Source organism: Rhizobium sp. 57MFTsu3.2 (assembly GCF_012932765.1).
GTDB classification, from domain to species: Bacteria; Pseudomonadota; Alphaproteobacteria; order Rhizobiales; family Rhizobiaceae; genus Rhizobium; species Rhizobium altiplani.
This window is the reverse complement of record NZ_JDWI01000043.1, coordinates 1-12,237: the sequence shown is the minus strand read 5'-3', so window position 1 is coordinate 12,237 and position 12,237 is coordinate 1. Positions and strand designations below refer to the sequence as shown.

Annotated in this window: 11 protein-coding genes; 4 read left to right on the top strand and 7 right to left on the bottom strand. The window is 56.8% G+C overall.

The annotated features are described in order from the left end of the window. From AF71_RS28800 to AF71_RS28790, 3 genes are all read left to right on the top strand, one after another. On the top strand, positions 1-1,395 hold a 1,395-nt coding region (locus AF71_RS28800), incomplete at its 5' end, for a cadherin-like domain-containing protein (protein ID WP_169684108.1). A gap of 253 nt (positions 1,396-1,648) precedes the next feature. Then, the gene (locus tag AF71_RS28795) at positions 1,649-3,907 is read left to right on the top strand and encodes a VCBS domain-containing protein (protein ID WP_169684107.1); all 2,259 of its coding nucleotides are present in this window, start codon (positions 1,649-1,651) and stop codon (positions 3,905-3,907) included. A gap of 950 nt (positions 3,908-4,857) precedes the next feature. Then, positions 4,858-5,097: a hypothetical protein gene (locus AF71_RS28790; RefSeq protein WP_169684105.1), complete on the top strand. Its 240-nt coding sequence runs from the start codon at positions 4,858-4,860 to the stop codon at positions 5,095-5,097. Between the two features lie 222 nt (positions 5,098-5,319). On the opposite strand, the gene AF71_RS28785 is transcribed toward AF71_RS28790, so the two are convergent. The 7 genes from AF71_RS28785 to AF71_RS28755 all read right to left on the bottom strand — a co-directional run bounded on the left by AF71_RS28785 (position 5,320) and on the right by AF71_RS28755 (position 10,885). Next, complete coding sequence (locus AF71_RS28785; RefSeq protein ID WP_169684104.1) at positions 5,320-5,817, bottom strand: hypothetical protein; 498 nt, start codon at positions 5,815-5,817, stop codon at positions 5,320-5,322. 343 nt (positions 5,818-6,160) lie between these two features. After that, a complete protein-coding gene (locus AF71_RS28780; protein ID WP_169684102.1) occupies positions 6,161-6,514 on the bottom strand; it encodes a hypothetical protein in 354 nt (117 codons plus the stop codon). Between the two features lie 459 nt (positions 6,515-6,973). Then, positions 6,974-7,186 carry a hypothetical protein gene (locus tag AF71_RS28775; protein WP_169684100.1) on the bottom strand — a complete coding sequence of 71 codons (213 nt, stop codon included), beginning with the start codon at positions 7,184-7,186 and terminating at the stop codon, positions 6,974-6,976. A 9-nt stretch (positions 7,187-7,195) separates the two neighbouring features. Next, a complete protein-coding gene (locus tag AF71_RS28770; RefSeq protein ID WP_169684098.1) occupies positions 7,196-7,627 on the bottom strand; it encodes a hypothetical protein in 432 nt (143 codons plus the stop codon). 718 nt (positions 7,628-8,345) lie between these two features. Beyond that, entirely contained in the window at positions 8,346-9,239 is an 894-nt protein-coding gene (locus AF71_RS28765) for an NmrA/HSCARG family protein (protein WP_348644154.1), read from the bottom strand. A gap of 98 nt (positions 9,240-9,337) precedes the next feature. Further along, entirely contained in the window at positions 9,338-10,357 is a 1,020-nt protein-coding gene (locus tag AF71_RS28760) for an NAD(P)-dependent alcohol dehydrogenase (RefSeq protein ID WP_169684096.1), read from the bottom strand. Positions 10,358-10,474: 117 nt separating this feature from the next. After that, positions 10,475-10,885 carry a DoxX family protein gene (locus AF71_RS28755; protein ID WP_169684094.1) on the bottom strand — a complete coding sequence of 137 codons (411 nt, stop codon included), beginning with the start codon at positions 10,883-10,885 and terminating at the stop codon, positions 10,475-10,477. Between the two features lie 115 nt (positions 10,886-11,000). Here AF71_RS28755 and AF71_RS28750 point away from each other — a divergent pair, with 115 nt between their 5' ends. Next, entirely contained in the window at positions 11,001-11,909 is a 909-nt protein-coding gene (locus tag AF71_RS28750) for a LysR family transcriptional regulator (protein ID WP_169684092.1), read from the top strand. The last annotated feature ends 328 nt before the right edge of the window (positions 11,910-12,237 follow it).

Below are 12,237 nucleotides of genomic sequence, written 5' to 3'. Positions count from 1 at the left end.
CTCTCGGTCTCGGGGCTGTCCTCGAATGACGGCACCTGGGCCAAAAACGCCGACGACAGCTGGACCTTCAAGCCGGCCGCCAACTTCAACGGTCAAGTCAACCTCAGCTACCATGTCACCGACGGTAACGGCGGCGACGTCACGGCCAGCCAGACGTTATCGCTGGCGGCGGTCAACGACGCGCCGACCGCGGTAGTACTGTCGAACACGGTGATATCGACCTCCGAGAATGGGGGCTCGATCAAGGTTGCCGATATTGCAGTGACGGACGTCGATTCGGGCACCAATGTGCTGTCGCTGTCGGGGGTGGATGCGGCCTCGTTCTCGATCGTGGACGGAGCGGATGGCGGCAAGGAGCTGCACTTCAACGGCGGTGCGAACTTCGAAACCAAGGCGGGCTACGACATCATGGTGAACGTCAATGACGCAAGCCTCGGCGGCAATCCGGACGCCTCGCAGAACTTCCATCTCGCCATCACCGACGTGAACGAGGCACCGAGCGTGGCGCTGGCGAACACGCTGGCGTCGACGGCGGAGAACGGCGGCGAGATCAAGGTTGCCGACATCGTTGTCTCCGACGACGCGCTGGGCACCAACGTAGTGTCACTGTCGGGCACCGACGCTGCGGCGTTTAAGATCGTCGGCACCGAGTTGCACTTCATCGGCGGCGCGGACTTCGAGACTCAGAAAAGCTACGACGTGACGGTGAACGTCAATGACGCAAGCGTCGGCGGCAATCCGGACGCCTCGCAGAACTTCCATCTCGCAATCACCGACGTGGTCGAAGCCGATAGCGACACCACAAATGACTATGACGTCCGCGACGTCAATGGCAACCTACAAGTGACGTCGGGAGGCGCCACCGGCAACGGTCACACCTTCAATGGAAGCCAACAAGCCGATACAATCGTTGCCACTAACGACCCCATAAACGGCGATCAGGTCAACGCTAAAGATGGCGGCGACACCCTGTACGGCCGTGGCGGAAACGACGATCTCCAGGGTCAAAATGGAAACGATACGATCTATGGCGGATCAGGCGACGACAACATCACCGGCGGTAACGGTGCGGATCACCTCTGGGGCGGCTCAGGCAACGACAAGTTCGTGTTTACGACTGCAGACGATAGCTTGTTCAACGCTCCCGACACGATCCACGACTTCCACCATGGGTTCGATAAAATCGACGTGCACTCGATCAACTCGGGTGGCGGAGGTACTGGTGACTTCACATTCGGTGGCACCGTGGCCACCGCGCACGGCGTCTGGTTCACTGAAGGTGGCGGGAACACGACCGTTCACTTCGATACCAACGGCAATACGGGCAACGACGAAATGACGATCACCCTGACAGGTACCGGCCTGGGCTTGACCGCTTCGGATTTCATCCTCTGAGGTGCGATCCTTCTCGCGAGCGAATTGGGAGCGGGCCTTTCGGCCCGCTCTTCGACCGTACGCCAACGGTGCCGGTGTCGCGGTCCAGTTCGCCCAGCTTCATGCCGGGACGGCGCTAACAGCCGCTGATTTCATCATCGCTTGATAACAGCGGACGGGAGGGAAACGTCCCGTCCGTCTACCGACCCGTCGTGAACAGGGCGATGACGGGACCCGGAACACACATAGCCTCCAGTAACTGGAAACGCAAAAAATGGGTACTTCTACAACATCAAACTCCGCACAGAATTCGGGCGCGGCCAAGGACGACGTCGTCGGCTTGAACGGGGACTATGACTTCACCATCGCCGATCTGCTCAAGAACGACCCCGGCGGGGCCGCCAAGGTTGACGTCACCAAGCAGTTTTTCTTCGGCAACATCACCGACTACGCCGGTGGCAAATATGGTGCCGTTGTGAACGGCATCCCGACCCTCGACGCGCAGAAGGCTTACCTGCTCGATCACGGGATCACCGTAAAGATCGACCCGGTCACTCACAATTGGATGTCGTTTGACATAGGTGAACACGGTCAGGACTTCGACTACATGGTCCAAACCGGTAACAAGGGTACATGGTCCTCGGCTCACGTGGATGTTGTTGGTACGCCGCCCCCGCCAGCCCCGGTCGTGATTAACGACGCACCGGTTGCGGTGGGCGAGAGCGCGGCGGTTGCCGAAGACGCATCCATCACCGTGTCGGCGATCAACGGTGTGTTGGCGAACGATTCAGATTCGGACGTCGGCCAGACGTTGAAAGTGCTGAAAGTCGGGACCGCCGATGTCACCGACGCGGGCACCCTTATCCAGGGTGTCTACGGTGATCTCACGATCAAGTCGGACGGCAGTTACAGTTACGTCGCCAATCACGCGACGGCGCTGGCGGAAGGTGAGCCCGCTACCGATACGTTCAACTATACCGTGACCGACCAGCACGGCGGCACCAGCACGGCCACGCTGACGTTAAACATCACTGGTGTCAACGACGTCGCGAAATTATCGGCCGACGTGGTGCACCTGACCGAGGGTGACACGATAGCCGACATCTCGGCTCACGGTCAGTTGACCGCCACCGACCCGGACGCTGGTCAGGATACGTTCAAGCCACAGACCAACTTTGCCGGTGAATACGGTCACTTCTCGATTGGTACCGACGGTAAGTGGACTTACACCGCCGACAGCGCCCACAACGAGTTCGTGAAGGACCAGCACTACACCGACACGTTCAAAGTGTTCAGCGTCGACGGCACCGAGACTTCGGTCAGTATCGACATCGCCGGCACGGACGAAAAGCCGGTTTGCTCTCCACACGCCGGCAACGTGATCGCCTCGTGGACTTTCGAGGACACCGTCGTAACCGACCCGCGCGGTTATCAGCAAACGTCTGCACCGACCGGTTGGTTCAACGTTGCCGATTACGCTGAAAGCCAAGGCCTCGGCACTTATGCGAAGTCGATGGAAGTTGTGGACGGCACGAACGGTCCTCAGACGGGATTTGGTGCTGGTGAGCATCAATGGCTCGACACTGCGGCATCGCCAGGTAACATCTGGATACAGCTGAGCGAGTCCAACAGGACCACCAATATTGAGCACGACGCTCAGTTGTCGTTCTCGATCGCCAAGCAAGATCTCGGCATCGATGGCCACACGGATCCGAACGCGGTGGTGGAGTTTTGGTGGAACTACGAACTCGTGAAGACGGTTAAAGCCTCGGACCTGGCCACCTCCAATGAGTTCTACAAGTTCGACGTCACTGTGCATGCCAATGACAGCTTGGCCACCGATCAGTTGTTCATCAAGTCGAGCGGCCAAGACGCTGCCTACCAAGGCTTGGCCATTGATCACGTCGTTCTGAACGGCTGGGTCTCTGACTGCCGCGAACACCTGAGCGGAAACGAACTGGTCAAGAACTGGAACTTCGAGCAGGATAACGCCAACAACGAACACGGCTTTATCAATCTCAACTCCATCGCAGGGTGGAACAACGAAGCCGGTACTTCGCAGCCAATGCAGGTGCAGCACGAGAAGTTCGGTTTTGTCACCGGCTTCGCCGCCGACGAACACCAGTGGCTCGACACGTCGGCATCGCCGGGTAACATCAAGATCGGTCAGGACCTTGACCTCGGAACGGGTCAGCGGGCACAGTTGACTGTCTCCGTCGCCGCCGAGAACATCGTTTTCACCAACAGCGTGGGTACCAACACGTACCAGCCCGACGCAGATGACCATCTCCTGTTCAGGTTCAACGGCCAGGTGGTCAAAGATATCAGCTTGGCTGACTTCACGGACGCGGGCGGTCAGGTCGATTGGAACAAGTTCCACGATTTTAAGGTTGATGTCACCGGTCAGGACGGCGCAGATCACCTGACGATCGAGTCGACCGGCATGACGGATTGCACGGACGCGAACGGAGTTAGGCACGGCTACGCCGGCTTCGCCGTCGACCACGTGTCGATCCAGGAATGGGTCATCTGACCTGGCAGAATCAGGGCAAGGGGACTACCGTCTCGCCGCTCTTGATGACAGGCGGCTCCGACAATAGTTGGGGCCAGACTCTCTGCCTGTATGTCGGTGCGGTAACCACGGAGCAGTGCATTGCCACGATCCTGTGCGGTTTCGCGATCGTGGCTGCTTTCCGCCGCTTGCTCGAAGGATGCCTACTCCGGGTTTCCGCCCATTCCATATACGGGATCAATCAGCTGGCTCTCCGGGATGCAAGGTATTGGCGTCCAAGAGCAAGTCCCAGGACTGGTTCACCAAGGCCTGCACCCCAAATATCGGGCGTACAAGTAGCGCAGAGCGGCGGTAGGGAAACCTGCCGCCGATTGTGCGTCAGGGCCACCAAACCATCTTTGGCGGCTGGATTTGGGTTGGCTTTGGCCAGTTTGACGCGGGCCGCCACACGCTGCTAGCACTCCCAAACCAATTGCGCGTCAATTTGCTTCGGCCTTGGCATGCGCGCCCATCCGCGACCATTTCATCAAACTTGTTTGTTCGTGCTCACCCCGACCCAACGCGCGGCAAGCTCACGTGACATCCCGCGTGGGGGGTAGGCTAGGGGATCTCGCTTCACCATCCCGTATCTCCTGAGAGCGTATGGTGGCAGTGAATGACCAACTAGCACCAAGAAATAATGTGGAGAATTCAGTTGCCCCCGGCGTGCCCCCGAAATTCGATTTAATTATCGAATATTCGCATGCTGGTAGCTAATTGACTGATTTCAAAGAGAAAACGATGGCACGCCTAGGGGTATGCCAACTTGTTTTGTTTTCAATGGCTTGCGCAGCCGAGTCACTTATCGAAATGCCGGGATTGCTATCGCGAGTCATTTATTCATGTTCCGCTTTTGTGCCGCCGAGCTCTTTCAAGCGCCACGTCTTGCAGATAGATTTGCGTCATGAAGCGCTCGGTTGAAAGGAACATCCATGTCGGACAGTCAGGAAGAAATGCGCGCCACCGCTCTCGCAATGGTCGAGGAGTTTCAGACTAAGCTCGATACGTTGCCGCACCATCAGCGCGGCTCGATTTTGTGCGAGCTGCTTTCAAGGCTTTTGGCCGCTTATTCCGGCGAGAAGCGCGAAACCATGCTGTCGCGTATCGTGTCCGTTTCGATGGAAACTGCCGCCGCGAACGATGAACTGCGCAAGCAATCGACGATCAACTAGCTTCGCTCGGAGCGCTCGCAACAGCACGACATTCCGCTTGATCGATAAAACGGACGGCGGGAGGCCCGCCGCTCGCTACCCGCCAAATGCCTGACTTCGCTCGGCGAATCGATTGTTGCCAGGAGTCATTTATTCACTTCCGCTTTAGTTAGTACCTATTTCCGGCGATCTCACATTTTCAGCAGCGGGGCAGAGTAGTGATCCGAATTGCAGACGAAGACCTCATCCGGTCATGAGCAGATCTGCCCACCTTATTTTGAGGAAAGGCTTTGCCGTTTTCGGGAGCTTCGAGCGATCGACCATCCGGGATGAGACTTCAAAGTCCGCGTTGATCTTCACGACGAGCAGCTTGCTGAAGTTTCCTGATACTTTCACGATGACCTCATCCTCGGTCTTGAACGGGGTGATGGTTTTGATCTCAATGTGACCGTTGCCAAGCCTACCGTCAGCACCCTGCGCATAATTTTTGTTCAGCTTTATTCCGTAGGTAATGGCGCCGAAGAGTTCCCCAATGTCTCCGTACACGTTGAGATGACGGCCTGTCTCAAAGTGGTAGCTTTCTGCGAGCGAAAGGAGATCCTGAAAATACGGAATCAAAGATCTTATGGCATTCGGATACTTTGCTCGCCACTCCTGGAATTGGAGTTGTTCTTCGACATCGGACCATGAAACCCACTCGCCGTCGTCATAGAAGGCCCGATTCCAGATGTCGTCTTCCATTTCACACCCTTTGGAACTGCGAAAACGCTACCCTACACTGAAAACACTATCTTTCTTGTCTTCATCCGCTTCAGCAGGGTTGGAGTGGCTTGCGAGTTCAGAGCTACGGCGCAATATCTCGCACGAGCGGCGATGGAGCGTCGGCTAGTTGACATACGGAGAGCTTGCTACAGAGTTCGGTGGGACCGCCCTAGGTTGGGGCAAGCCGCTGACCGACGTGACAACCCGATTCCATAAATACGTTTTACCGCTATTGCCCTGCCTCGTGCTGCGTCTTCAAGCTTCAGTTTTCTTCGTTTACTGGAAGTCGACGATCACGCGTTGGCTCGAGCGCGCGTTGTCCTTAATAAGCCCCTTTGCAGAGCGCTTTTAACATGTTCGGCGAGATCGAAGATTTGATTGCCTTATTAGCTGTAAGGTAACCAAGTAATTTACGACTTTTTATGATCATGGGCGGGGTCGCAGTGAATTCATTGGTGGCCGAGTTGGAGTTGAATTCACTTCCAAACTCCCCAAACTCGTTCCAGATCGACGTCGAACTGAATTCGCTACCATACGTCCCAAATTCATTGAAAATGGACTCGCTATCGAAGCTGCTAGCGATTTTACCCAGATAGGTGTTCTCACCATTTTGAGCGATAATAACCCCGCCACGGACGATGTCGCAGAGTTCTTCCGAGCGGGCAGCACTAGCCATGACGCAGGCTGCGAACGTTAAAGCTACTAGGGGTAATCTCAATTTCGGTTTCCTCTGTTTCAACGATCATCATCTGCGTTCCCCCTTGGGTGGCAAAAGGGGGGTCCTTCACCCGGAATTTCCATCCCATGAAGCACTGTTCTCATGGCCGGCCTTTTGACAAGACACCGACTGGGAGATCCCGATGCGTCCGGCGAACCGGATCACTTGGCGCCCATCTGTCGCAAGATCGTCTTGAGGCGGGGTACTCACTTTAATGCTTCGCTACCGGTGGCGGGTCCGAATAGTAGTTCTCGTTTTCCATGATGGAATGCCTAGTGCCGGGCAGCTTAGTGGTGGCGTCTTGCCAAATGTTCAACGTGATAACACAAGAATTGTAGTTCATGCGTAGTTCCCCCGCGACGTCGGCAGAGGCTGGCGAGCTAATCGCGGCAAACGATACGGCGGCGGCAAGCAGCCTCATTGAAAATTCTCTACGTCAGCCCATGCCTTCACTTCGTTTTTGATGCAGTAGGCGATCATTCCGTACCGATCGGCATGGTCTTTCCACTGCGCGGTGCAACGGTCCTTGATCTCCTGCTTGGTTTCCGCAGGAATGTCCTTTGGCTTGACTTCGGCCGCATGCGCGGTGGTGGCGATCGCCATCGCAAGTGCGATTACAATACTTTTCATGATCGCGCCTTAGTAGCAGTTGGTATTGGCATAGTTGCCGGAATAGTAGGTCTGGCAGTTCACAGGCCGCTGCGCCGCATATGCCTGCGCCTGTTGCGCATAATTGTCTGACATGTTTTGCATCCCCTGCGCGGCGGCAGCAGCAAATGCCCGTGCGCGACGGCGATTGTTCTCACGCATAGCCATCTCGCGATCGACTTCCTGCCGATAGCACGCTTTCAACGTTGCCTTGTTCTTGCTGTACGGCTGGCAAATCTTGACGATCTTGCCGGCGACGACTTGAAGCTGCGCGTAGGACATTTCGTTGATCTGGGTAGTCTCGCAACCCGAAAGCACGAAGGCTATCGCGACCGAGGCAGCTGCGATGGATAGGCGGTTCTTCACGTTCTTGTTCCTGTAATGCGAGCAGCCATCATCGGATGCGCCATGCTCGGGGCGCATGACCGGGGATCCGGTTTCGGCTTGGTCTCCGATGCTCGCAACTCGGATGCCGCTGGTAACTCCGCAGGTCCGCTCACTGCATCGCGATTGTCGGAAGCCTTTCGGGCAACCTGTAAATGAGGATTCTTACGGCTTGAATCTTGCTCGAACTCGCCAATTGCTTGCGCCTAGGTGCCACCATGTAATGATCCAAGAACTGCGAACAGCTTTAATGGTTATATTGCCCTTGCAGGTACGCGACCACGTCGATGCTCCATTGGCCTTTCTTTACCCAAGCTCGCGGCGCAACTCGTCCAAAATTTCACCGAAACTTGACCCTTCGGCAGACAGCCTTCTCGAAAAGGTTCTTTTACTGAGGCCCCGGCAACTGGCCACCGCCTTCGCACTTGCTTAAGCGTGCGGAAGGAGCGGAACTATTGTGTTCTCTACCGTGGTTCGAAAGGGACTGATGTTTGTCGGGCGGACGCTTATCTCCTCCTCGCCCAGGTTGATCACCAGTTCGTTGAGGAAAGGATCGTCCGCAACAAGGTGTGACTGTGCAATCAAGATATTCTTCGGCATCACGATGTGGGTATTGATGAGGGCGCTGACAGCCCCACGCAGCATCATTCATGCGCCAATTATCAGGGATGCGGGCGCGGGGAAAATAATCGTTGTGACTTCCGCCAGCGGAAAGTCAAAGCCAGACACGCGGCGACACGCCGCGTGTCTTTGCAGGTCAATTCGTCTGATGTCGGAAGTGCTCTCGGGCCCACGGCAGAAGCTTCGTCGGCTGCTTTCCCGAGACCAGCGTTGCAAGCTCGACTTCAGCCGCGGTGAGAGTGCCCATGTAAGTGTGCGTCTCAAAGTAATCGAAAGTCGCTTCCACTTCCGCTGGAAAGACGCCCCGCGGCGCACGATCAAACGTGAATTCGTGTCCGAGCTGCCGAAGTGTTTCTATAATCTGGTTGAAGCTCATGAGATCACCGACCAGTGGCAAGTATTGCCCATTGCCCGCCACGTCCGGGCGGGCGAACGCCCCTGCAACAATGCCACCGAACTCGTTGATGTCGCCCATGTGAATACTGCGCGAGTCTGGGTTGAGCGGGAGCGTCCAGCCATAGGAGCCGTCTGGTCGCTGCTGCGGAGCCATTACAGTCAAAAGGTTCTGGTAATAGAAAGGCGGGACAACAAACGTGTGATGCGCAAATCCGGCAGACCTCACGAGGTGGTCCACCTTGGCCTTGGCTGTGTAATGCGGAACGCTAAAACGACCCGCGCTAATCGCTTCGACATCTGGCAACGTGGACCAAATCAGGTGCTCGAGACCGACCTCTCTAGCTACATCAATTGCAGTTGTTGCTTGCTTGATCTCGTCGGTCCCCTCTTGCCAGAAGTTCGTCACGAGGAAAAGCCCATGCGCACCAGAGAGCGCCGATTTGAGGGTCTCCGGTCGGTCTAGATCAGCCTCAACGACTTCGTCGGCGAGGTCGCTATGCGCGCTTGGACGACGAGTGAGGGCGCGTGTCTTGAATTGATTATCGGCCTGGAGCGCCCGCAAGACAGCGCCTCCCTGCTGGCCGGTTGCGCCGATGACGGCGATGGTCTTCTCAGTTCTGGATGACATGATCACTTCCAATGTCGGTCTCGAGTTTAGGTGCCGGAGAGCGTTTCGCCCTTCCCCGGTTTTCGCGTCAGATACTGGACGCATCGCAAGAACGATCTTTTCGCCTAAGCGTGTCGGTCGCCTGCAATGTCGATGACGATCTTTCCAAAGGGCGCGCCCCGAACCTGTTGTTCGAATGCTTCTCTGGAGTATTCGAATGCGAAGCGCTTTCCGATAACTGGATGAATGTCATGCCTTTCGATGAAAGCGTTCATTTCCTCGAAGAGCTTGCGCGAGCCGACCCGGACGCCGCGCAAGTTGACTGTGCCGCCAAGGATCAGCATGGGGTTCAGCGCTCCCTTGGGATTCATCAGGCCGACAAAATGCACCGTGCCTTCACGGGCAGTTGCAGCTATTGAGCGTTCCAACGTGTCGGGCCCGACGGCATCAACGACGTGCTCGACGCCCCTTCCTCCGGTGAGTTCGCGGGCGCGCAGGTGCCAGTCGGGATCGTTCTTGTAATTGACGACGTGGTCGGCGCCGACGTGTTTCGCGCGGGCCAGCTTTTCGTCACTAGAGGAGATGATGATCGTCTTTGCTCCAAGAGCGCTGGCGAATTGCAACGCAAACAATGCGACGCCCCCAGTTCCGGTGATCAGTACCGTTTCCCAGGCGCGGACATTTCGAACTGCGTTCCATGCGGTGACCGCGGCACATGGCAGCGTAGCGGCTTCCTCGTAGGTGAGGTTCTGGGGCAGGCGGACCAGTCCCTCCTCATGGAAAGTCCTGAACTCTGCGAGCACGCCGTCGATCCCGTGTCCTAGTGTTGTGCTGGAGTCAACCGCATGCGCCGGGATGGGGCCGTAGATCCAATCCTGCACGAAATTCCCCACGACCCGGTCGCCCACCGCAAAGCGGCGCACCAGCGGACCGACTGCGACGACTTCTCCTGCGCCGTCCGAAAGTGGGATGGTGGCGCGGGGGAGTTGAATCCCTTCCTCGCCATTGAGGTAAAAGCCGTCTTTGTAATTGAGGGAGGCTGCCCGCATTTTCACCAGCACTTCGTTTTGTGCCAGTTCGGGCACAGGCTCGTCGGATCGACGGAGCCCGTCCAGGTGTGGAGCTGTCAGTCTAAAAGCGCGCATTTCGATAGTCCTTTGGCTTCAGTCAATGTGCGGCGGTCACTCCGTGGACTCGCCCTATTCACACTTGGGATGTACCTCAATGGCGAGGAAGGGATTCTTGCCACGATAGGCCATGAGTTATGCAGCAGGGGCACGGTCGGAGGATCGTCTTCTGTCGACGCTGAGTGCGCCGGGACCGAAGGCGACGATCTGCAGCAACCCTCCCGCGATCGCGATGTTCTTGAGAAAATTTGTCGACTGGATCTGGTCGGCTAGATCGGCGTGAAACGCGAATGCGGTCACGACACAAAAAGCTGCTAACAGACCGGCTGCAATCCGTGACCTAAAGCCGACGAGAAGGAGGAGACCGCCACCGATTTCGACAACGACGGCGATCAGGTATGCGAGATCGGGGAGGGGGAGGCCGGCGGAGGCGATGTAGCCCTTGATCATGGAGGCGTTGGTGATCTTGGAGAAGCCGCTCACCAGAAAAATCATGCTGATGAGCAAGCGGCCGACAGGTGGAAGATAGCGGATGTTGTTAGGCATTGGAGAGATCTCTCGTCTTGAACTGGGTCACCGGAACGGTATTCGGGATTAGTTACGCGGTAACAGAGATAATAAAAAGCTGGATAATTTTGCGTAATTTGTTCTAAAAAGTGGGATGAACAATCCGAATCCACCCACGCTCGAGCAGCTTCGCGTGTTCCTTGCCATTGCGGACACCGGAAGCTTTGCGGGTGCCGCTCGCCGGCTTAACCGTGCAACATCCGTCGTGAGCTACCAGCTCGCAAACTTGGAAGCGCAGTTAAACCTGTCGCTGATTGACCGCCGTACGGCGAAGCGGGTGAGCCTCACAGAGGCCGGTCGAGCACTGTTGCCCGGCGCACGCGCAATCACAAGGGAGGTCGGCGGCTTGCTCACCCGCACGAGAAGCCTGTTGCAAGGCGAAGAGGCGGAACTATCCCTCGCCGTTGACGTCATGATGCCGATCCCGGCGCTCACCAAAATCCTCAACACATTCAGTGCTGCCTATCCGTCCGTCACCTTGCGGTTGCATGTCGAGGCTGTTGGCGCTGTAACGCAGCTTGTGCGCGACGGAGTCGCCGACCTCGGCGTCAGTGGGCCTGTGCCGACGGCTGCAGAGGGTTTGGAGTTCGTTCCGCTCCGCTCAATTGCTATGGTTCCGGTTGCTGCCCCAAATCACCCACTGTCGGTGGAAACAGACAGCGCAGTGGCCGCAGCTAAGGCCCGGGATCATGTACAGCTTGTACTCTCGGACCGCTCGAAACTATCAGAGGGTCGGGACTTTGGCGTTCTCTCTGAACAAACGTGGCGTCTGGCTGATCTTGGCGCGAAGCACGCACTGCTGCTTGCAGGGGTAGGATGGGGATCCATGCCAGAGCCCATGATAAGACCTGACCTGGAAGCCGGACGACTAGTGAGGCTACCCCTAAACTTATGGAAGGACGCTCGTTATCATCTCAGAGCAGTATACAGGTCCGACAAAGCGCTGGGACCGGCGGGACGTTGGCTGCTGGATCGGGTTAAATGCTCCGGGATTGGCGACTGACCAGACTACGTATTCGGGTGGCTAGCCGTAGCAAAATCGTGCCATGACGGTTGGCTATTTCCACTAACGTCATTTCAGTTGCAATGTACGCTCTTGGCCGCATAGCGGACGTCATCGCCATTGCAGAGTATAGGCTCGACCGTTACGATTGCTGCGCTCAGGCTAAGCCAACCAAGAGTGGCGGCAAAACAATGCCCGCAAATGGATTCAAGAACCTGTCAGAACGAATAAGAAGCTTTCCAACGCCGGTAGCAGGGCTGGCGCTTGGCATCGCGAGCCTTGGCTTGTCGTGGGAAAATCTGCTTCCTGGCGTTGGGCTTGCCGAAAC

Coding starts and splice junctions, on each gene's coding strand:
- AF71_RS28780 (WP_169684102.1), bottom strand. CDS start 6,514: ATGGCTAGTGCTGCCCGCTCGGAAGAACTCTGCGACATCGTCCGTGGC.
- AF71_RS28775 (WP_169684100.1), bottom strand. CDS start 7,186: ATGAAAAGTATTGTAATCGCACTTGCGATGGCGATCGCCACCACCGCG.
- AF71_RS28790 (WP_169684105.1), top strand. CDS start 4,858: ATGTCGGACAGTCAGGAAGAAATGCGCGCCACCGCTCTCGCAATGGTC.
- AF71_RS28770 (WP_169684098.1), bottom strand. CDS start 7,627: ATGCGCCCCGAGCATGGCGCATCCGATGATGGCTGCTCGCATTACAGG.
- AF71_RS28795 (WP_169684107.1), top strand. CDS start 1,649: ATGGGTACTTCTACAACATCAAACTCCGCACAGAATTCGGGCGCGGCC.
- AF71_RS28750 (WP_169684092.1), top strand. CDS start 11,001: ATGAACAATCCGAATCCACCCACGCTCGAGCAGCTTCGCGTGTTCCTT.
- AF71_RS28760 (WP_169684096.1), bottom strand. CDS start 10,357: ATGCGCGCTTTTAGACTGACAGCTCCACACCTGGACGGGCTCCGTCGA.
- AF71_RS28785 (WP_169684104.1), bottom strand. CDS start 5,817: ATGGAAGACGACATCTGGAATCGGGCCTTCTATGACGACGGCGAGTGG.
- AF71_RS28755 (WP_169684094.1), bottom strand. CDS start 10,885: ATGCCTAACAACATCCGCTATCTTCCACCTGTCGGCCGCTTGCTCATC.